Raw genomic sequence first — 20,291 nt, 5'->3', positions numbered from 1 at the left:
GCATCGGCGGGGTCGGATCAGCCGCGGCCGCCGCCCTTGCCTCCCTTGCCGCCGCCCTTGCCCTTGCCGTGGTCGTCGCGCCGGTTGTCCACCGTCACCACCAGCTTGTGCCCGGGGGTCCCCTCGTCGAGCCGCAGCGGACCCGTCACCCGGTCGTCCGGCAGCACGTAGCCCTCGGGCACGTCCGTCTCCCGCAGGTAGTACGCGCCCGCCTCCAGGTACGCGAAGGTGCAGACGCCCGCTCCGTCCGTGGCGCAGCCCGCCTTGACCAGGACGTCGGCGTTGATGCCCGCCGTCTGCAGGCCCGCGGTCCCGTTGGTCTCCTTCCAGACCTCGAACACGGCGCCGCGCAGCGGCCGCTTGGTCTTGGCGTCCTTCTTCAGGACCTCCAGCACCCCGCGGTACTCCTTGCTGTTGACCACGGTCGCCGTGATCCCGGCGGTGACGTCCGCCTCGGTGAGGACCACGGTGGTCACCGGCTGCGCGGGCAGCTCGTAGCCGGCGGGGGCGACGGTCTCGCGCCAGTGGTAGGTACCGGGCTCGACCACGCGCTCGCACCGGCCGTCGGCTCCGGTCACGCAGGTGTTCTCGACGAGCGTGTCCGGGGAGCCGCCGGCGCCGTCCGCCTGGAGGCCCGTCCGGCCGTTGGTCTCGCGCCACAGCTGGAAGGCGGCCCGGGCGAGCGGGGTCGTCCCGTCGGCGTCGACCTTGTGGACGGCGACCTTGCCGGTGGGCGCCGGCGGCGGCACCTTCACGTTGTCCACCACGTACCGCGCGCCGGCCGTGGCGTTCTCGGCGGTCAGCGTCAGCGGGAAGACGCGCTGCTCGGGCAGCACGTACCCGTCGGGGGCCGCCGTCTCGCGCCAGTAGTACGTGCCGAGCTCCGACTCCCGGGCGCAGAGGCCTTCGGCGGGGGTGACGCAGTCGGCGACCTTGGCGTCGGCTTCGCCCGTGAACTGGGCGCCGCCCACACCGTTGGTCTCGCGCCACAGCTCGAAGTGCGCACCGGCCAGCGGCTTGCCCGTCTCGTCCCGCTTGAGGACCGAGACCGATCCGGTGACGGGTACGGGCGGGGTCACGGTGCAGTCGGGCAGCTCGCCGTTGAAGGGGTACGCGTGGAACTCCTGGCCGCCGCCGAGACCGTCGACGCTGGTGTGCGTGAGCGTGCCGGTGGTGAAGAAGCGGCCGTTCATGCCGGGCAGGGTGACCGTGGTCTGCGAGGCCTGCTCGCCGATGAGGACGGCGCCCTGGAACTGGCCGCTGCCCTGGAGGTGAACGGTCGTGGCGTCCGGGAAGTTCCACAGCAGCCGGGTCCGCAGCGCGTTCCAGGGGCTGTGGGCGTCGTCGATGGCGCCGCTGTAGGTGCTGATGGTGCGGTCGGTGCCCAGGACGTTGACGAGGACGGTGGCGTCCGCCGGAATGCGGTCGAAGCGGATCCCGACGGCCCCGCCCGCTCCGCCACCGCCACCGCCACCGCCGGACACCATGTCGAAGTCGACGTTGAAGATCTGGAGCCTGGAGACGTCGTCCCCGGTGAAGACCGTGGTCCCGGAGGCGTTGACGGCCGTGCCGGTGGCCGTACGGGGCCGCCCGTCGACCCGCGCGTAGCACTTGCCGGCGGCGGTGAGCCGGTCGCGCAGGCCCTCGTACTTGGACACGGCGGCCGTGTCCTGGACCAGCGGGCCGGTGACCCGGCCGGGGCCGGGTGCGGTGCCGGCGTACCGGACCACGCCGCCGTCGGAGATCAGCCGCTCACCGGCGGCGATCAGGACGTTCCGGCCGGTGGCGAGGAAGTCCGAGCCGGTCGGGGGCTGCACCAGGGAGCCCGCGCCGACGATGCCGATGTTGTAGGCCTGGCCGGCCTGGGCGTCCTTGTCCTGGTCGAAGCTGCCGAGGACGACCACCTTGCCCTCGGCCTCGGCGGCGCGTGCGCGGACCCGGAAGTCCCCGCCGACGAAGACGTTCACGGCGTCGTCGTACCCCTTGGCCGCGGTGCCGACGTCGACCGGGGGGAACGGGTCGGGGCACCGGCCCGGGACACAGGGGCCGAGGCCGTCCGGCAGCGGGGCGCGCAGCGCGGCCCGCACCGGTGCCGCGTGTTCCCGCACCGTACGGCCGGCCCCCGGGACCGCCGCGAGGGCCGTGGAGGACCCGGCGGCCAGAACGGCCCCGACCGCGAGCCCGAGGGTCCAGTTCCTTGCTGACATGACGCTCCGTCCGTCTCCTGGCGCCGCCGCGCTGCCGCGCCGCTCGGCTGGAGCAAGCTGAGCGCAGGATCAGGGGTGTCGGACGGAAGGACACACTCGGGCTGCGACATTGCGGTGCGACAATCACTCGACTGGTGTGCGTCCGGGGCGCATGCGGGGCTCGTCCCGCCTGCGCCCGGCGGGCGCCGTCAGGTGATGGCGGAGCCCGCGACCCAGTCCGCCCAGGACATGTTCCAGCCGCCCAGCCCGTTGTTCGGGGCGACCGTCTTGTCCTGCGAGTTCACGACCTCCACCACGTCCCCGACCAGGGTGCGGTCGAAGAACCAGCCGGCCGGGGTGTCCGAGCCGCCGCCCTTGTCGTCGCGCAGTCCCACGCAGCCGTGGCTGGTGTTGGAGGAACCGAAGGTGTCGGGGCTGGCCCAGTAGTTCCCGTGCAGGAAGGTCCCGGAGGTGGTGAGCCGCATGGCGTGCGGGACGTCGGGGATGTCGTACTCGCCGCCGAACCCGACGGTCTGGCCGTTCATCCGGGTCACGTCGAACATCTCCAGCACCACCATCTTCCCGTTGTAGGTGGTGTTCTTGGGGGCTCCGGCGCTGATCGGGAGGGTTTGGACCAGCTTCCCGTCGCGGCGGACCTCCATCGTGTGCGCCTCCGCGTCCACGAGGGAGGCCTGGGAGCGGCCGACCGTGAAGGTGATGGACTTGTCCTGGATGCCGTACGAGCCGGGCGCGCCCTGCACGTCCCGCAGGTTCATGGTGACGGTGACCTCGGTGCCGGGCTTCCAGTACGTCCTGGGCCGGAAGTCGAGGCGCTCCTTGCCGAACCAGTGGCCGACGATCTGCACCGCGGGCCTGGAGGTGACGGTGATGGCCCGCTCGACGTCGGCGCGGTTCGCGATCGAGCGGTTGAAGTTGAAGGAGACGATCATGCCGGTGCCCACGGTGGAGCGGTTCTCGGGCTTGAAGTAGCCGATGAACCGTTCCTCGGGGACGTAGGTGGTGAAGGTGGTGTGCCGGGCCTGGCGGCGGTTGTGGCCGTCGAGGGCGACCGCGTCCACGGTGTACTTGGCGGCGAGCGCGAGCCGGCCGTCCTCGACGTCCGGGCTCCAGCTGAGGCCGTCGGGGGCGATGGAGCCGGGTACGCGCTCCTCCTGGGCGTCCTCGACCTTGGTCACCACGACCCGTTCGAGGCGGCCCTCGGGCACTCTGACGGTCAGCGGGCCCTCGGCCGGGACCCCCTTGGCGTTGTCCTCGGGGGTGATGCGGATGGCCTCGTCGGGCGACCGGGGCTTGCCGGGAAGCTGGATCTCGACGGGGGAACCGCCGCTCGCGGTGCATCCGGCCAGGCCGCCCAGCAGGCCCGCCCATACCGCCACGGCGGCCAAGCCAGCCGCCGCCCGCCTCGTCAGAAGTGTCACGATCCCTCCAACGACCGGGGCCCTCCGGGGGAAACGTGAGCGCGGGCCACGTTCCGGGCAGATCTCTCCGGGCAGAACAGTGGGAAGGACCAGACGGGGGCGGGCTCCGGCAGGGACGCCGGAGCCGCACGTGCCTTCCCCTGCCGGTACCCAGGAGCCGTGGAGGCGGGCAGTGTCGAGCGCAGCCGAGCAAGAGGCGGTGGATACCGCCGCCATGGAGTCAGTGACCTCAGTGGAGTCGCCCGCCCCGCACGTCAACGGCCAGTGGAGCGGGCCGGTGATACAGGGTCGGGAGTCGGCCTTACAGGCCGTCACGCGCCCGGGGCCCCCGGTGTGGCCCGGGTCCTCGCACCCCCTGGGGGCGCGCTTCCGTACCGGCCCGGACGGGACGGCCGGCACCAACTTCGCGTTGTGGGCGCAGGGCGCGGAGTCGGTGGAGGTGTGCCTCTTCGACGCGGAGGGCGCCGAGACCCGGTGTGCGCTGACCGAGCTGACGCACGAGATCTGGCACGGCTTCCTGCCCGGGGTGCGCCCGGGGCAGCGGTACGGGTTCCGGGTGCACGGCCGCTGGGACCCCTGGACGGGGGCCCGGTTCAATCCGGCCAAGCTGCTGCTGGATCCGTACGCCCGGGCCGTCGACGGGGACTTCACGCTGCCGCCGGAGGTGTATGGGCACGTCCGCGACTGGCCGCAGCAGTACATCGCGGACACGGTGCGCGACGACCGCGACTCGGCGCCGTTCGTCCCCAAGGGGGTGGTCGTCCACGATGACGACGACTGGGCGGACGACGTCCGGCCGAAGACCCCGTGGGCCGATTCGGTGATCTACGAGCTGCACGTGCGCGGGTTCACGATGCGCCATCCGGGTGTTCCCGAGGAGCTGCGCGGCACGTACGCGGGCCTGGCCCATCCGGCGGCCCTCGAGCACCTGGTGAAGCTGGGCGTGACGGCGGTCGAACTGCTGCCGGTGCACCAGTTCGCGCACGAGGACCACCTGCTGCGCCGGGGTCTGCGCAACTACTGGGGCTACAACTCGGTCGGCTACTTCGCCCCGCACGCGGGGTACTCGTCGAGCGGTACGGCGGGGCAGCAGGTCGGGGAGTTCAAGCGGATGGTGCGGGCCCTGCACGCGGCCGGGATCGAGGTCATCCTCGACGTGGTCTACAACCACACGGCGGAGGCGGGAGAGCTGGGCCCGACGCTGTCGCTGCGCGGGATCGACAACCGGGGCTACTACCGGCTCCAGCCCGACCAGCGCCGGTACTCCGACTACACGGGCTGCGGGAACACCCTGCACGCGGGGCGCCCGCACGTGCTGCGGCTGATCACGGACTCGCTGCGCTACTGGGTGACGGAGATGGGAGTGGACGGGTTCCGCTTCGACCTGGCGGCGGCGCTGGCCCGCTCGATGCACGACGTGGACATGTTGTCGCCGTTCCTCGCGGTGATCGCCCAGGATCCGGTGCTGCGGCGGGTGAAGCTGATCGCCGAGCCCTGGGACGTGGGCTCGGGCGGCTACCAGGTGGGGGCGTTCCCGCCGCTGTGGACGGAGTGGAACGACCGCTACCGGGATGCCGTACGGGACTTCTGGCGGGGCGCGCTGCCCGACGTACGGGACCTCGGGTACCGGCTGTCGGGCTCCAGCGACCTGTACGCGTGGGGCGGGCGGCGGCCGTACGCCTCGGTGAACTTCGTGACGGCGCACGACGGGTTCACGCTGCGCGACCTGGTGTCGTACGAGCGCAAGCACAACGAGGCCAACGGGGAGGCGGGCCGCGACGGGACGAACGACAACCGCTCCTGGAACTGCGGGGCGGAGGGGGACACGGACGACGCCCGGATCGGGGTGCTGCGGCGGCGGCAGCTGCGCAATCTGCTGACCACCCTGCTGTTGTCGACCGGGGTGCCGATGCTGGTGGCCGGGGACGAGTTCGGGCGCACGCAGGGCGGCAACAACAACGCGTACTGCCAGGACAACGAGACGGGCTGGGTGGACTGGTCGCTGCTGGAGGATCCGGCCTGGCGGGATCTGTTCGCACTGGCCGCGCGGCTGGTGGCGCTGCGCCAGGAGCATCCGGTGCTGCGCCGGCGGGCCTTCTTCTCGGGGCGGCCCCAGGGCGCGGACGGGCTGCGGGACCTGGCCTGGTTCACCCCGGCGGGCAAGGAGATGACCGAGCGGGACTGGTACGCCCCGGCCGCCGCGCTCGGCATGTACCTGTCCGGGCGGGACATCCCGGGCCGCGACGAGCGGGGGCGGCAGGTCGTCGACGACAGCTTCCTGGCGCTGCTGCACGCCGGGGACCGGCCGGTGGCGTGGGTGCTGCCGGACGCTCCGTGGGCCGCGGGGTACGAGCTGGTGCTGGACACCGCGCGGGAGGACCAGGCCGCACCTCCCGGCACCCGGCACCGGGGCGGGGAGACGCTGACGGTGCCGGCCCGGTCGGTACTGCTGCTGCGGGTGGTCGGCTGAGGAGGGCGGACGGCCGGGTGGCGCGGGTGGTCGGCTGAGCCGGAGCGAGAACCCTCATTCGTCCTGCGATGATGTGGCCTCGTACACACGTGCACCCGTACACGTGTGCCACATCGGCAGGGATCAGGGGTACGCATGGCGAGAGTCGGGACCGCGCTGCGGGAGCTGCGCGGGGCGCAGAAGTCGGCGAAGGGGGTGTCGCTCTATTCGCGGTTCGTCAACCGGCCCGCGGGGCGGTACCTGGCCGCCGTGTCGTATGCGCTCGGGCTGACCCCGAACCAGGTGACGCTGGTCAGCGCCGCCTTCAGCTTCGCCGCCGTGGCCGCGGTCGCGCTCGCCGCACCCTCGTGGGGACTGGGCGTCGCCGTGTGGGCCGCGCTCGCCGTCGGCTTCGCCTTCGACTCGGCCGACGGGCAGCTGGCCCGGCTGCGCGGCGGCGGCAGCGCGGCGGGCGAATGGCTGGACCACGTCGTGGACTGCGCCAAGCTGACAGCGCTGCACACCTGCGTGCTGATCGCGTTCTACCGCTTCCCCGAGGCGTACGGGACGGGCGGGGAGGGCTGGCTGCTGGTGCCGCTGGGCTTCCAGTTCGCCTCGGTCGTCACCTTCTTCGGCGGGCTGCTGACCGAGAAGCTCAAGCCGAAGCCGGCGCCCGGGAGCCCCGCCGCCGCGCCCTCGACGGTGCGCGCGGTGGCGCTGCTGCCCGTGGACTACGGCGTGTTCTGCCTGGTCTTCCTCGCGCTCGGGGGCGGGGAGCTGTTCCGCTGGGCGTACGCCGGGCTCGGCGCGGTCGCCGCGCTGTTCCTGGTGGCGTTCCTCGCGAAGTGGTTCCGGGAGCTCAGCGCCGTTCCGCGCTGAGCGGCTCGGACAGCGCGTCCAGGGCCCGGCGCAGCTGGGTGCTGGACGTGTGCACCGTGTAGGGGAAGTAGACGACGTCGACGCCGACGGACGCGAAGTCCTTCTCCAGCTTGTCCCCCTTGGGAGTGCCCCGCCAGTCGTCGCCCTTGAAGATCACGTCGAAGCGGACCTGCTTCCAGGTCTCCACCTTGTCCGGAACCGTCTCGACGAACGCGGCGTCCACATAGCGGACGCTACGGACGATTTCCAGCCGCTCCACGAGCGGGATCATCGGGCGGCGGCCCTTGGCCAGTTCCGCCATCTCGTCGGAGACCACCCCGGCGACCAGGTAGTCGCACTGACTCCGGGCATGCCGAAGGATATTGAGATGCCCGATATGGAACAGATCGTACGCACCTGGGGCGTACCCGACTCGGTACGGTCTGTGCGCAGGTGCGCCAAGGTCGGACATGTCGCGCTCCGTCATGAGTTACCCCCCAGCGGCCACACCCCCCGGTGTGGCGGATTAGCAGACAATAGCGTGCACGTTCCCCGTGCTGTCGGTGAACGAATAGGGTGACGTGCGCATCATCCTGGGGAGAAGGGGACGTTCAGTGTCGAGATCCGGTCACCGGCGCCTACTGCTGGTTTCCACCAACTACGCTCCCGAGCACGCGGGGATTGGGCCGTACGCCACCCAGATCGCGGAGCACTGGGCGGATCTCGGCCATGACACCCACGTGCTCGCCGGCATGCCGCACTATCCGTCTTGGTCGTTGGAGCCGGAGTACAAGGGGGCGCTCCAGCGCACGGAACAGCGCGCGGGGGTCACAGTGCACCGGCGCGCTCACACCGTGCCGCCCCGCCAGACCGCCGTCAAGCGGGCCCTTTTTGAAGGATCGATTCTGCTGCACGGTGCCGTGGCCCCGCCCCGGATGCCGCGCCCGGACGCCGTCATGGCCCAGATGCCCAGCCTGGCCGGCGGGGTCCTCGCCGCCCGGCTCGCCGCCCGCTGGAAAGTCCCGTTCATCCCGGTCGTCCAGGACCTGATGGGCGCGGCCGCCGCGCAGAGCGGAATCAGCGGCGGCGACAAGGCGGCCGCCGTCGCCGGGCGCGCGGAGGCGTACGCCCTGAAGCGGGCCACCCTGGTCGGCGTGATCCACGAGACCTTCGTGGACCGGGTCGTCGGCATGGGCGTGGACCCGGCGAAGATCCGCCTCGTGCCCAACTGGTCCCACGTCCCGCAGCCCACCCGGCCGCGCGGCCAGACCCGGCGCCACCTCGGCTGGGCGCCCGGCGAGCCGGTCGTCCTGCACTCCGGGAACATGGGCCTCAAGCAGGGCCTCGAAGTGCTCGTGGGCGCCGCCCGCCTCGATCCGGGCGTCCGTTTCGTCCTCATGGGCGACGGCAGTCAGCGCTCGGCCCTGGCCGACCTCGCCGCAGACGTGCCGAATCTGGACATCATCCCCCCTGCCGCCGACGGAGAGTTCCCGGATATCCTCGCGGCGGCGGACGTACTCGCCGTGACGCAGCACGCGGCCGTGCTCGACATGAGTGTGCCGTCCAAACTGACCTCCTACTTCCAGGCCGGCCGGCCCGTCATCGCGTCCGTCGCGGCGGAGGGCGGCACGGCCCAGGAAGTGGAACGCTCGGGCGCGGGGGTGCTCGTACCACCGGAGGACCCCCACGCCCTGCTGAAGGCCGTACGGGCCCTCGCCGAGGACCCCGAGGGCGCGGATGCGCTCGGGGCGGCCGGGCCCCGGCACGTGGCGGCCCACCTGAGCCGTGACGCGGGCCTGACCCGCATCGACGCACTGATAGACGAAGCACTTGGGGGTCCGCAGTCGTGATCGAGACGAACCGCCCTGCGTCCGTCCCGGCGGAGGACGAACCGGACCTCCTCAGGGACCAGTTCAAACAGCTCCTGCGCTACCGCCGCCTCCTCGGGGCGGGTGTCGGCATCGGCCTGCTGGGCGGCGTCTACCTCGGCATCTCCACGTCCGACACCTACGTCGCCACCGCGGACGTCGTACTGCGCGCGCCCACCGACGACCCGTTCAACCCGAGCCTCGCGCCCGACAAGGCGATCAACATCGGCTCGGAGCGCCAGGTCGCGCTCAGCTCCTCCATAGCCAACGAGGCCGCGAAGAAGCTCGGCGTGACCGCGAAGGACTTCGCCGGTCTGCGCAGCGGCCTCCAGGTGACCAACCCGCCCCAGACGATGGTGCTGCGGTTCACCTACACCGCGTCCTCCGCCAAGGAGGCCGCCACCCGCGCCAACGCGATGACCGAGGCCTACCTGCTCAAGCGGCAGGATTCCCTCGACGTCACGCGCGACAAGATGGTCAAGGGCTACCAGGACCAGCGCGACCCGGTCGCCAAGAACCTCGAAGAGCTCGTCAAGCAGATCAACACCATGCCGGCCGGCACGGGCCGCGACGCCGCGTACGCCTCGAAGACCGACCTGCAGAGCAAGGTCAACACCCTCAACAGCAACATCGCCAAGCTCCAGGCCCTGGACATGAGCCCGGGCCGGGTCACCAGCCCCGCGACCCCGCCGTCCGACACCGACGGCCCGGGCCTCGTGATGTCGCTGGCGCTCGGCGCGGCCGTGGGCCTCGCCCTGGGCCTGCTCGCCGCGTGGGTCCGGCTCGTGTTCGACCCGGCGCCGCGCTCCGAGGGCGATGTCGCGCGGGCCCTGCGCGCCCCCGTGCTCGGCTACCTGCCGCGGGCCAAGACCGGCGGCGGACCGCTGCTCGCGGCCGGCGAGGAGGACCCCCGGCTCGCCGAGGAGTTCCGCTCCGTGGCGTTCCGGCTCGCGTACGACTCCCGCTTCGCCGACCGGCGCAGGCTGCTGGTCGTCGCCCCGCGCGGCAGCAGCGAGACCGCCGCCGCGGCGGCCGTGAACCTGGCCGCCTCCTTCGCGGAGACCGGCAAGGACGTCCTGCTCATCGAGGCCGACCTGCGCACGCCGGTACTGGCCAGCCAGCTGCCGACCGGCGCCGGGCGGCCGCGGTGGAGCCAGACGCCGGGCGGCGCGTCCGGCAGCCCGGCGGCCCACGGCGACTCCGAGTGGCCCGACGGACGCCAGCTCGTCGTCGACGCCGGGGAGTCGGGCACCTTCGACCTGATCCCGGGCGAGCCGGTGCGCAACGTGCCCCGCGCGCTGACCTCCCCGCGCGCCACCCGGCTGATCTCCGAGGCCGACTCCCCCAACTCCACGGTCGTCGTGCTCGCGCCGCCCGTGCTCTCGTACGCCGACGCCCTCGCGCTCGTCGACCGCGTCGACGGCGTCCTGGTCGTCTGCGACCCGCGCGCCGTACACCGCACCGACCTGTCCCGGATCCGCGAGCTGATCAGCGGCGCCGGCGGCACGGTGCTCGGCGCGGTGCTGCACGCCCCGCTGCCGGGCGAGAAGCGCGGTCGCGGCGGCAAGTCGAAGGGCGCGCCCGCCGCCCCGGCGCAGGCCTCCCGGCCGTCCGCGCCGCAGGCGCAGCCGCTCACGCGGCAGCCGAACCAGGGTCAGGGGCAGGGGCAGCAGACGCACCGGCAGGCGGAACCCGAACAGCACATCCCGGGTGACGGCACGGACACGGTGGCCCTGCGCACGGTGCGCATGGGCCGCAGATGAGCCGGCGCGGCCTCGCCGCCGTCTCCTCGGTCCTGGACCAGGCCGCGTCCAGCGCCACGAACATCCTGGTGCTGGTGCTGGCCGCCCGGCTGTCCTCGGCGTCCGGTTTCGCCGACTTCTCGATGGTGTACGTGACGTTCAGCGTGCTCCTCGGGCTGAACATGGCGTACGTCGGCCAGACGGTGGTGCTGGAGAAGGACGAGGAGCGGCTGGGCGCGGTGTGCCGCTCGGGCCTCGCGTTCACCGGGGCCGCCTCGGCGGCGGCGGGCGCGGCGCTGGCCCTCGTCGGCCTCGCCGTGCCCGGGGCCGGCGGCTGGGCGTTCCTCGCACTGGGCCTCGTACTGCCGCTGGTGCTCGTCCAGGACGGGCTGCGGTACTGCTTCTCCGCGCTGCGCGCCCCCGAGCGGGCGCTGGCCGCGGACGCGCTGCGGCTGGTGTGCGTCGTGGCCGCGCTGCTGCTCCAGCCCGAAGGGGCTTCGGCGGGGCGGCTGGTGCTGGTGTGGGGGGTCTCGGCGCTTCCGGCGCTCGCGCTGGGGCTGTGGCTGCTGCGTCCGTACGTCCGGGGCTCGGCGGCCGATCTGCGGCCGTACCTGCGGCGGGGGCACCTGGGGCAGCGGTTCGTGGTCGAGTTCGCGGTGGGCAACGGGTCCAGCCAGCTGGCGGTGCTGGGGCTCGGCCTGTTCGCGACCCCACTGGCGGTGGGCGCGCTGCGGGGTGCGACGACCTTGTTCGGCCCGCTGAACGTGCTGTTCAACTCGGCGAACGCGTTCGGCCCGCCGGTGGTGGGCCGGGCGTCCGGCAAGCGGGGCGTGGTCCGGCTGACGGCGGCGATGGGCGGTGCGCTGGCGGCGCTGGGCGCCGGCTGGGGCGCGGTCCTGTACGCCCTGCCCGACGGTGTGGGCCGCCAGTTGCTGGGTGACACGTGGGCGGCGGCCTCCGCCCTGCTCCCGGCCACGGGAGCGCAGTACGCGGTGATGGGCCTGGGCACCTGCGCCCTGTTGACCCTGCGCGTCCTCAACCCGAAGGCGACGCTCTCGTTGCAGGTCGTCTTCTCGCTGCTTTCGGTGGCGCTGCTGCTCGGCGGGTACGCGGCGGCCGGCGTGACCGGCGCCGCCTGGGGACTGGCGGCGGGCTCGGCGCTCAAGGCCGCGGCGGCCTGGCTCCGCGTCTCCCGCGTCCCGGCGCGCGCGCCCGAGCCGCCGGTCACGACGGCCGCCTGACCTGCCGGGCTCCGGTCCTCCCGGGCTCCCGCTAGCGCAGCCTGGTGGACTTGTCCTGCCGGTACGTCGCCACCAGCGCCAGGCAGAGGGCCGCGATCGCCACGCGGCCGGAGGCCTGGAGCAGGGGGCCCCGGAGCAGGATGAACGAATAGCCCGCGACCAGCGGGACCACCACGGAGATCAGGCTGCCCGGAGGCGAGCGCCGCGTGGCGCGCTTCGCGTAGCGGCGGTCCACCCGGGCCGCCGCGTACCCCGTGGCCAGGAGCCCGGCGCCCATGCCCAGCGGGCCGAAGTCCAGCCACAGCTCGGCCCAGATCGGGGACGAGAGGTTGGTGTTGACCGTCCCCATCCACTCGCCGACCATCACACCCGTGTCCTTCGGCTTGCCCGGCCAGACCGAGCGCGGCACCGCGAAGAAGACGGACCCGGCGAGCTGGCTCCCGTACAGGTGCCCGGGACCGGAGTTCGAGTAGGTGATGGTGTTCGCGAACATGCCGATCTGGTCGTAGTCCTTCAGCGCCATCGGCTCCAGGAACGACGTCGTCTCGACCGGCTTGTAGTTCTTCTCGTCGTACCGGAAGCGGTCCGCGAACGGGAACACGAGCAGGGCGATCACCACGGCCATCGACAGCGCCACCCGGTACATCGCGGCGCTCACCGGGAAGACGGTGAACAGCAGCGCGAACATGACCGTGAGGAACCAGTACCGCGGGTTCGAGATCGGGTTGTTGACCACCAGGTTGAGCAGGGCCAGCGCCCCCCAGGTGACGATGATCGACACCTTGCGGCGGGCGTACGTCGAGGTGATGATCCAGCGCGTGTAGACCAGCAGGGCGAGCAGGGCCGGCACGGTGCCGAAGCCGCGCAGCAGGGCCTGGCCGGCCTGGCCGTCGCCGTTGGAGACGCCCGCCTCCTCGATGCCCGCGATGATCTCCTGGCGGCTGGAGAAGAACACCGCCGGGCCGCCGAGCTTCATGATGAACGCGGCGCTGCACAGGAAGGCGAGCCCGGTCAGCAGTTGGAGGCGGCGCCGGTGGGCCATGACCGGCCGCGGCTCCTTCTGGGAGCCGCCGGCCCGCCCGGCCGGCCGGTGGCGGGCCAGCAGGACGCCGACGTCGAACGCCGTGCAGCCGAGCAGGACCAGGCCGATGGCGACGGTGAGGTCGGAGCGGGGGCCGACCACGGGGGTCGGGACCCGGCCGAGGACGGCCTGCGCGAGCGGGGCCACGCCCATCGCCATGTAGACGAAGAGCCAGAAGGAGCCCTGGAGCAGCTTGCGCCGGCTGGTCAGGACCATCGCCGAGAGCCGGGCGCCCGCGTACATCGTGAGCAGGAGCTGGAGCCAGAAGGCGGCGTCGCGCTGGCCGTCGCCCGGCTGGACGGCGACGATCAGCGGCAGGAAGACGGTGAAGCCGAGGATGAGCGGGACGGACAGGGCGCGGGAGAGCAGGGTCCGCGGGGTGGTGACCCGGCCCCACTTGTGCGCGTCCGCCGGCTCGGGGACGGGCGGCAGCGGCGGGGCCACCGAGGGCTTGCGTATGTCCGTTGCCACTGCCGCCCCCGCCCGATGTGCCTGGTCCGCGCGCAGTCTAGTCTGAGCGGGCGGCGTCCTGGGAGGCGCTCCTGCGGAGCGCGACGGGCCCGCAGCGCACGATGAGGGGCGACAGTTGCGTGATCTTCCTGCCTTCACGCTGGCCGGATACGACAAGGGGCGCGGGCTGCTGACGCAGGCGCTCTGGTTCGCGGTGATGAACACGCTGTTCATGGCGTGGTTCTGTCCGGCCCGGCTGCGGGTGGCACTGCTGCGGGCGTTCGGCGCGCGCATCGGCGAGGGCGTGCTGATCCGGCACAGGGTGCGGGTGCTGTGGCCGTGGAAGCTCACCGTCGGCGACCACACGTGGATCGGCGAGGGCGCCTGGCTGCTGAACCTGGAGCCGGTGACCATCGGGGCGAACGTCTGCATCTCGCAGGAGGCCATGCTCTGCACCGGCTCGCACGACCACCGGGCCGCCGACTTCCGCTACCGCAACGCGCCGGTCGTGGTCGAGGACGGCGCGTGGGTGGCCGTACGGGCGACCGTGCTGGCCGGGGTCACGGTGGGCCGCTGCGCGGTGGCGGGTGCCGGATCCGTGGTCCACAGAAACCTTCCTGCACTGACCCTGCAGACGATGGACGGGCAGCGCCGCCCGGTCGAGGAGCCCAAGTGAGAGTCCTGCACGCCGTCACGCTCCACTCCCCCTCGCACGCGTTCGGCGGGCCCGTCCGGGTCGCGCTGAACCTGGCCAAGGGACTGCGGGGCCGCGGCCACGAGGCGCGGCTGCTGGCGCTGGGCGAGGGCTTCCCGGACCCGTGGCCGACCTCGGTGGAGGGCGTCCCGGCGAAGCTGTTCCCGGCCCGGCGCCTCCTCCCCCTGGGCTTCAGCGGGATGACCTCACCGGCCCTGCTGGCCTCGGCGGGCCGGCTGGTCCGGGACGCGGACGTGGTCCACGTCCACCTGGCGCGGGACCTGGTGACCCTGCCGGTGGCCCTCGCCGCGCTGCGGGCCGGCAAGCCGCTGGTGCTGCAGACCCACGGGATGGTGGACCCGAGCGAGAAGCTGCTGGCCAAGGTGCTGGACGCGGTGGCCGTACGGAGGCTGCTGCGCGGCGCGGACGCGGTGCTGCACCTGACCCCGCACGAACGGGAGGGCCTCGACGCGGTGGTGGGCGGCGCGCTGCCGGGGGCCGTCCGGCTGGTGAACGGCACGCCCGCGCAGGAGGAGCGGCCGGCCCCGGCCGGTCCCCCGCGCATCCTGTACTCGGCGCGCCTGCAGGCCCGCAAGCGCCCGGTGGACTTCGTGGACGCGGCCCCGGCGATCCTGGCGGCGCACCCGGACGCGGAGTTCGTGGTGGCCGGCCCGGACGAGGGCGAGCTGGCGGCGGTGCGGGCGCGCATCGCGGAGCTGGGCCTGGAGGGATGCTTCACGGTCCCGGGAGCGCTGTCCGCCTCCGAGGTCCTCACAGAGCTGCGGCGGGCGCACGTCTACGTACTCCCGTCGGTGGACGAGCCGTTCCCGATGTCGGTCCTGGAGGCCCTGTCGGTGGGCGTCCCGTCGGTGGTCACGCACTCGAACGGCCTGGCCCGCGACATCGCCACGGCGGGCGCCGGCCGAGCGGTCCCCCCGGGCCCGGCGGACGTGGCGGAAGCCGTCCTCTCCCTCCTGGACCCCACCGAGAACGCCAAGGCCGGAGCATCGGCCCGCAAGCTGGCCGCGCAGTCCTTCTCGATGGAAGCCGTCCTCGACACCCTCCTACCGGTCTACGAGAAGGCCCTGCGCTGACGGGCTACAGCTCGCGGCGGGTCTCGTCGACCACCGGGAGGACCGCCGCGCGGCGGCGCTTGAAGACGCTCGCGTAGACGGCGAGGCCGATGGCGCCCGCCGCCATCATGATCAGCCCGACGACGTCGAGGTTGACGCTCTCCATCTTCCAGTCCGTCGCGAAGGTGAGGATGGCCCCCACCACGATCAGCGCGATGCAGCCGCCGATGCCTCCCATGTGATTCGCCTCCGCAGTCGTTGTCGTCTGATCGCGCGGCTACCCGGCAAGCGGATGCGAAAACGCCGCCCCCGGCCCGGAGTTCGGGCGGGGGCGGCGTTCGCGTCCGTGCGGGACGGCAGGGGTTACGCCGGGATCCAGGCGTAGCAGCCCGCCGAGGTGAAGGTCGCCGTGCCCGCGGGGATCGCGGCGGTGATCTTGTCACCGGCCTTCAGGGGGGACTCGGGGCCGGAGGCCAGGACCGCGCCGTCCTTGCCCTTCGCCTCCCAGGTGCACGTCGTGGCCTGGGTCAGCGCCCGGTACGTGCCCGCTGCGGGCGACTGGCGGGTGCCGTCCGCGAAGCCCTTGGAGGCCGCGTCCAGGATCGGCTTCTGCTCCGGGCACAGGTACGTGATCGCGTCCTTCGCCCCCGGGATCTCCCCGGCGACGATGGCCCCGGTCGCCGCGTCCTTGTCGCGCTTCGCGGTGCGCTCCACCCGCTGGCAGGACTCCTGGCCGGTCTGGAGGACCGCCGCCGGGTCCATCTTCTCGGGGACCCGTCCGCTCAGGTACTGCTTCTCGTTGGCCTTGAAGCTGCCCGTCTTCGGGGTGAGCTTAGCGTCCGGCAGGACCGGGCCGGTCGGCTTCGCGTCGGGCGAGACCGGCGCCGCCGAGGCGTCCGCCGGGTCCGGGACCGAGGACGCGGCCGGCGGCTTCGGCTTCGCCGCCTCGGCGTCGGCCTTGCCGTCGCCGCCCGAGCTGCAGGCGGTCAGGGTCAGAGCCGCGGCCAGCAGAACAGCAGCCGCAGCGGAGCGTCGGTACATCTTGGGGGCTCCTGTTGTTACGTGGGATAGGGGTGCGGGGCCCGGCTGTGTTTCACGCCGGGCCCCGCATCCGTCTACGCGGTTACTTCGGGCCGAAGGTGAGGACGAGCTGCGGAGCGGCGTCCGCGGCGGTCGACTCCATGGACCAGATCCACAGCGGGTCGGTGCCCGTGCTCGTCAGGGCCAGGCTGTAGCCGGTGCCCAGCACCGGGGTGAGCGCGGCGGTGTCCAGCGGGGTGCTCTGGATCGCCGAGCCGTCCGGCACGCTCGCGAACGAGCCGAGCTCGGTGGCGCCGAGGGCGGGCTTGGTGTTGAACGTCGTGCTCGCGCCGCTCCAGGTGCCGGTGACCGGGACCACGGAGATCTTGTCGGTCGTACCGGCGTTCGCCGGGGTCGACGTCTTGATCTGCAGCGAGGCGGACTTCAGGACCTGCCCGGCCGGCGCGGCCGGCAGGTTGAAGCGCAGGTACGTCTGGTACGCCGACGTGCCGCGGACGGCCAGCGAGGTGCTCGCGCCGTTGGCGGCGCTCGGGGCGCCCTGGTTGACGTAGGTGTCCTCGGTCGCGGAGACCTTGGAGACCGTGTCGGACGGCGCCTTGGCCAGGTCGTAGTGGTTCTTGGCCTGGGCCGCGGTGAGCGCCTTCGGGTAGACGGCCGTCTCGTCGATCTGGCCGGCGAAGAAGTTGCTCGTCGGCTTGGACGGCCAGCCGCTGAGGTTGTCGCCGCCGACGTGCCAGAAGCCCTCGTACGCGACCGAGCTGGTGACGTTCAGCGTGCCCTTGCTCTGACCGTCGACGATCAGCTCCATGCCGCCCGCACCCATGGTGCCGACGACGTGGTGCCACTTGTTGTCGTTGTACGTGTCGAACAGGCCGGTGGTGATGGTGCGGGCGGAGCCGTTGCTGACGCCGAAGACCAGACGACCGGTGTTGGTCATGTAGATCTGCTTGTCGTACGAGCCGCTGTTGCGGTCCGTGTTGCTGCCGAAGCCGATCAGCTTGCCGCCGCGCGTGGTGTTGGTCTTGAACCAGGTCTCGACCGAGAACGCGCTGCCCACCGTCTGACGGTGGTCGCTGTACACCTGCTGGCTGGTGCCGTTGAAGCCCATGGCCGTGCTCGCGCCGCTGATCGCGCCGGGCGTCTGGCGCAGGGCCGGGGCGTTGAGCTGGACACCGCTGGTGTTGCCGGCGACCGAGGAGTCGGCGACGTACGGGCTGACGGTGTCGTCGTAGCGCCAGTACAGGGAGGCGCCGTCGGTGCGGACCTGGTTCGGGTACGCCTGGACCGAGCTCGGGACCGTGACCGCGGCGTTGGCCGACAGGGCGCTGGTGTTGCCCGCGGCGTCGGTGGCCGTCACGCGGTAGGTGTACGACTGGCCGTCCTTGACCGTGGTGTCGGTCCAGGAGGCCTGCGGACGCTGCCACTCCAGGGACTCGGCGGCGACGGTGGCGATGGGGCTGGACGAGCCGTTGCGGTAGATCCGGTACGTCAGCTTGCTGTCGTCGGCGTCGTAGCTGGTGCGCCAGCGGACCTGGACCTCACCGGGCTTGACGCTGCCGGCGCTCGCGACCGGGGTGGTCGGGGCGCCGACGTCGCCGGTGGAGGCGAAGCGGGTCAGCCCCTGCTGCGCCTTGCCGTTGATGGTGGTGAACTCGCCGCCGGACCACAGGTACTTGACGTCGTTCTTCTCGGCGATGGCCAGGGTGCGCGGGCCGATGCCCTCGCCGATGCCGTCATTGGCGGTGGGGTGCCAGCCGAGCTTGCGCGGGCTGCGGACGAAGCCGTCCACGGGCGCGGGGGCCGCGCCTTCGTAGTTGGTCAGCTGCGCGTTGAAGAAGTTGCGCTTGCCGTCGGGGAACTGGCCCTCGAGCGAGCAGTCGTGCGCGTGCGAGGCGCTGTAGAGCACGCCGTCGTACGGCAGGACGGCCTGGGTCGCGCCGAGGCAGCGGTCGCGCCACTTCTCGCTGAAGTCGCTGAGGTTCAGGCCGATGCGGCCGTCGAAGACGCCGCCGCCGGAGCCCTCGTTGCCGGTGTAGAAGCCGGTCGAGTCGGTGGCGATGTCCTTGACCACGGAGTTCGACGGGATGTTGCTGTACGTCTTGGTGACCGCGCCGGTGGTGGCGTTGACGACGGCCAGGGCGTGCGTGCTCTTGCCGTTGATGTCGAAGAAGTCGCCGCCCAGCAGCACGTTCTTGCCGTCCGGGGTGACCTCGACCGCGCGGCCGGGCTCGTCGGCGTTGGCCGTGAAGGGCTTCAGGGCGCCGGAGCCGGCGTCGACGGCGGCGAACCGCTCGCGCGTCTGGCCCTCGACGGTGCCGAAGTCGCCGGCCGCGTACACGGTGTCGTCGGTGACGGCGAGTCCGCGCACGGTGGCGGGGAAGCCCGGGTGGAAGGCGGCCTTGGGGGTGCAGGTCGCGATGTCGATCGCGGCCAGGCTGGAGACCGGGGTGCCGTTGACGGCGCCGAAGTAGCCGCCCGCGTACAGGGTCTTCTTGTCCTTGGAGACCTCGAGGGTGCGCACGGTCGCGCTGCCGTCGCCGATGGTGAAGGCGAGCTTGCACGAGGTCGGGTTGCCCGTCGCGGCGTCGAGCGCCACGAAGTTGACCGCTTCCTGCTCGGCACCGCTGGTGCCGTCCGGCGGGCGGACGGCGGAGAAGGTGCCGCCCGCGAAGACGGTGCCGTTCGCCTCGGCCATCGCGAAGACGATGCCGTTGGGCTGCCAGGTGGGCAGCTCGTCGGCGGTGAATGCCACGGGAGGCGTGATGGCGGACGCCTCGGGCATCAGCACCAGACCTATACCGGTGCCGGCGCCGGCCAGTGACAGGACGAGGGCAGCAGTCAGCCCTCTGGATCTACGCATGAGCCCCCCAGGGCAATCGCCCGGTTTGATGGCTGGAACTATCCGAACAGCCATATGTACTGGCGCAGACTAGGGCTTCTGCGAGGACCCGGTCACCTCCCTTGACCCATTGCATACCAACTTGGAATGAACGGTTCAGGTTGGAGGGCGCACAACGGACATACGGCAGGTTTGCCCCGGCCACACCCACCGATACCAGTGGAGATGACCGGGACACGGCAAATCTAGGGGAAATATAAGGCCTTCAGCGGTCGATACGGACCGTCACGCCCGCCAGCTGGTCCTCGACCTGCCGGATGTCGGCGTCGACCATGATCTGCGCCAGCTCGGCCACAAGCACCGTCGGCTTCCAGCCAAGCAGTTCATTGGCCTTGGAGGCGTCGCCGATGAGGGCGTCCACCTCGCTCGGGCGCTCGTACTTCGGGTCGTAGCGCACGTGCTCGGCCCAGTCGAGGCCCGCGTGGGTGAAGGAGGACTCCACGAACTCGCGGACCGTGGCGGCCACGCCCGTGGCGACGACGTAGTCGGTCGGCTCGTCCTGCTGGAGCATCCGCCACATGGCGTCCACGTACTCGGGGGCGTAGCCCCAGTCCCGGACCGCGTCGAGGTTGCCCAGGTAGAGGTGGTCCTGGAGGCCGGCCTTGATACGGGCCACCGCGCGGGTGATCTTGCGGGTCACGAAGGTCTCGCCTCGGCGCGGGGACTCGTGGTTGAACAGGATCCCGTTGACGGCGAACATGTCGTACGCCTCGCGGTAGTTCACCGTGGTCCAGTACGCGAACACCTTCGCGGCGCCGTACGGGCTGCGCGGGTGGAACGGGGTCTGCTCGTTCTGCGGGGGCGGGGTGGCCCCGAACATCTCCGAGGACGAGGCCTGGTAGATCCGGGTGTCCACACCGCTGGCCCGGATCGCCTCCAGGAGGCGCAGGGCGCCGAGGCCGGTCACGTCGCCCGTGTAGAGGGGGGCGTCGAAGGAGACCCGCACATGGGACTGGGCGCCCAGGTTGTAGACCTCGTCGGGCCGGATCTCGCGGAGCAGGTTCACGAGCGCGACGCCGTCGGAGAGGTCGGCGTGGTGCAGGACGAAGGACCGGTTGGCGGTCTGCGGGTCCTGGTAGATGTGGTCGATCCGCTCGGTGTTGAAGCTGGAGGAACGCCGCACCAGGCCGTGCACCGTGTAGCCCTTGGAGAGCAGCAGCTCGGAGAGGTACGAGCCGTCCTGCCCGGTGACGCCGGTTATGAGTGCGGTCTTGCCCATCTGGGGTCCCCCTGGGGATCGTGTCGGTCTGTTCTGGTGAGCGGGGCCCCG

Annotated in this window: 15 protein-coding genes; 7 read left to right on the top strand and 8 right to left on the bottom strand. The window is 72.2% G+C overall.

What is annotated here, in order from left to right; translation table 11 throughout:
* Positions 1-17 precede the first annotated feature (17 nt).
* Positions 18-2,207: a choice-of-anchor A family protein gene (locus ACFXGI_RS19190; protein ID WP_384707711.1), complete on the bottom strand. Its 2,190-nt coding sequence runs from the start codon at positions 2,205-2,207 to the stop codon at positions 18-20.
* A 188-nt stretch (positions 2,208-2,395) separates the two neighbouring features.
* Positions 2,396-3,616, bottom strand: coding sequence for an Ig-like domain-containing protein (locus ACFXGI_RS19185; RefSeq protein ID WP_384707770.1), 1,221 nt, complete (start codon positions 3,614-3,616; stop codon positions 2,396-2,398).
* 181 nt (positions 3,617-3,797) lie between these two features.
* Here ACFXGI_RS19185 and glgX point away from each other — a divergent pair, with 181 nt between their 5' ends.
* The gene (glgX, locus tag ACFXGI_RS19180) at positions 3,798-6,095 is read left to right on the top strand and encodes a glycogen debranching protein GlgX (RefSeq protein WP_384707708.1); all 2,298 of its coding nucleotides are present in this window, start codon (positions 3,798-3,800) and stop codon (positions 6,093-6,095) included.
* 135 nt (positions 6,096-6,230) lie between these two features.
* Positions 6,231-6,953, top strand: coding sequence for a CDP-alcohol phosphatidyltransferase family protein (locus tag ACFXGI_RS19175; protein ID WP_384707705.1), 723 nt, complete (start codon positions 6,231-6,233; stop codon positions 6,951-6,953).
* On the opposite strand, the gene ACFXGI_RS19170 is transcribed toward ACFXGI_RS19175, so the two are convergent.
* Positions 6,934-7,404, bottom strand: coding sequence for an adenylyltransferase/cytidyltransferase family protein (locus ACFXGI_RS19170; protein WP_384707702.1), 471 nt, complete (start codon positions 7,402-7,404; stop codon positions 6,934-6,936). The genes ACFXGI_RS19175 and ACFXGI_RS19170 overlap by 20 nt on opposite strands.
* Before the next feature lie 172 nt (positions 7,405-7,576).
* On the opposite strand from ACFXGI_RS19170, the gene ACFXGI_RS19165 reads away from it, so the two are divergent.
* From ACFXGI_RS19165 to ACFXGI_RS19155, 3 genes are read left to right on the top strand one after another with little or no spacing between them, the layout of a single operon-like run.
* On the top strand, positions 7,577-8,782 hold the full coding sequence (locus ACFXGI_RS19165) for a glycosyltransferase family 4 protein (protein ID WP_384707767.1): 1,206 nt from the start codon (positions 7,577-7,579) through the stop codon (positions 8,780-8,782).
* Positions 8,779-10,563, top strand: coding sequence for a lipopolysaccharide biosynthesis protein (locus ACFXGI_RS19160; RefSeq protein ID WP_384707699.1), 1,785 nt, complete (start codon positions 8,779-8,781; stop codon positions 10,561-10,563). Before ACFXGI_RS19165 ends, ACFXGI_RS19160 begins: the two co-directional genes overlap by 4 nt.
* Positions 10,560-11,783: a hypothetical protein gene (locus tag ACFXGI_RS19155; protein WP_384707696.1), complete on the top strand. Its 1,224-nt coding sequence runs from the start codon at positions 10,560-10,562 to the stop codon at positions 11,781-11,783. The genes ACFXGI_RS19160 and ACFXGI_RS19155 overlap by 4 nt, the downstream gene beginning before the upstream one ends.
* A gap of 31 nt (positions 11,784-11,814) precedes the next feature.
* Here ACFXGI_RS19155 and ACFXGI_RS19150 read toward each other — a convergent pair whose 3' ends face one another.
* Positions 11,815-13,335 (bottom strand): hypothetical protein, encoded by a 1,521-nt coding sequence (locus ACFXGI_RS19150; protein ID WP_384707694.1) that lies wholly within the window; start codon positions 13,333-13,335, stop codon positions 11,815-11,817.
* A gap of 115 nt (positions 13,336-13,450) precedes the next feature.
* Between ACFXGI_RS19150 and ACFXGI_RS19145 the strand changes: the two genes are divergently transcribed.
* On the top strand, positions 13,451-13,990 hold the full coding sequence (locus ACFXGI_RS19145; protein ID WP_384707691.1) for a WcaF family extracellular polysaccharide biosynthesis acetyltransferase: 540 nt from the start codon (positions 13,451-13,453) through the stop codon (positions 13,988-13,990).
* On the top strand, positions 13,987-15,102 hold the full coding sequence (locus ACFXGI_RS19140; RefSeq protein ID WP_384707689.1) for a glycosyltransferase: 1,116 nt from the start codon (positions 13,987-13,989) through the stop codon (positions 15,100-15,102). Before ACFXGI_RS19145 ends, ACFXGI_RS19140 begins: the two co-directional genes overlap by 4 nt.
* Before the next feature lie 4 nt (positions 15,103-15,106).
* On the opposite strand, the gene ACFXGI_RS19135 is transcribed toward ACFXGI_RS19140, so the two are convergent.
* The 4 genes from ACFXGI_RS19135 to gmd all read right to left on the bottom strand — a co-directional run bounded on the left by ACFXGI_RS19135 (position 15,107) and on the right by gmd (position 20,240).
* A complete protein-coding gene (locus ACFXGI_RS19135) occupies positions 15,107-15,319 on the bottom strand; it encodes a hypothetical protein (RefSeq protein WP_384707685.1) in 213 nt (70 codons plus the stop codon).
* A gap of 125 nt (positions 15,320-15,444) precedes the next feature.
* Positions 15,445-16,122, bottom strand: coding sequence for a hypothetical protein (locus tag ACFXGI_RS19130; RefSeq protein ID WP_384707683.1), 678 nt, complete (start codon positions 16,120-16,122; stop codon positions 15,445-15,447).
* Between the two features lie 82 nt (positions 16,123-16,204).
* Positions 16,205-18,982, bottom strand: a complete 2,778-nt coding sequence (locus tag ACFXGI_RS19125) for a LamG-like jellyroll fold domain-containing protein (protein ID WP_384707680.1) — start codon at positions 18,980-18,982, stop codon at positions 16,205-16,207.
* 244 nt (positions 18,983-19,226) lie between these two features.
* A complete protein-coding gene (gene gmd, locus ACFXGI_RS19120) occupies positions 19,227-20,240 on the bottom strand; it encodes a GDP-mannose 4,6-dehydratase (RefSeq protein ID WP_030857276.1) in 1,014 nt (337 codons plus the stop codon).
* Positions 20,241-20,291 lie beyond the last annotated feature (51 nt).

This window comes from Streptomyces sp. NPDC059355, from assembly GCF_042752335.1.
In the GTDB taxonomy this organism is placed as follows: Bacteria; Actinomycetota; Actinomycetes; order Streptomycetales; family Streptomycetaceae; genus Streptomyces.
This window is presented reverse-complemented; position numbering and strand designations above follow the sequence as displayed.

What these genes read in the sequence shown, in the direction of transcription:
- ACFXGI_RS19190 (WP_384707711.1), bottom strand. Translation starts at nt 2,207, where the DNA reads ATGTCAGCAAGGAACTGGACCCTCGGGCTCGCGGTCGGGGCCGTTCTG.
- ACFXGI_RS19175 (WP_384707705.1), top strand. Translation starts at nt 6,231, where the DNA reads ATGGCGAGAGTCGGGACCGCGCTGCGGGAGCTGCGCGGGGCGCAGAAG.
- ACFXGI_RS19170 (WP_384707702.1), bottom strand. Translation starts at nt 7,404, where the DNA reads ATGTCCGACCTTGGCGCACCTGCGCACAGACCGTACCGAGTCGGGTAC.
- ACFXGI_RS19155 (WP_384707696.1), top strand. Translation starts at nt 10,560, where the DNA reads ATGAGCCGGCGCGGCCTCGCCGCCGTCTCCTCGGTCCTGGACCAGGCC.
- ACFXGI_RS19135 (WP_384707685.1), bottom strand. Translation starts at nt 15,319, where the DNA reads ATGGGAGGCATCGGCGGCTGCATCGCGCTGATCGTGGTGGGGGCCATC.
- ACFXGI_RS19130 (WP_384707683.1), bottom strand. Translation starts at nt 16,122, where the DNA reads ATGTACCGACGCTCCGCTGCGGCTGCTGTTCTGCTGGCCGCGGCTCTG.
- ACFXGI_RS19125 (WP_384707680.1), bottom strand. Translation starts at nt 18,982, where the DNA reads ATGCGTAGATCCAGAGGGCTGACTGCTGCCCTCGTCCTGTCACTGGCC.
- gmd (WP_030857276.1), bottom strand. Translation starts at nt 20,240, where the DNA reads ATGGGCAAGACCGCACTCATAACCGGCGTCACCGGGCAGGACGGCTCG.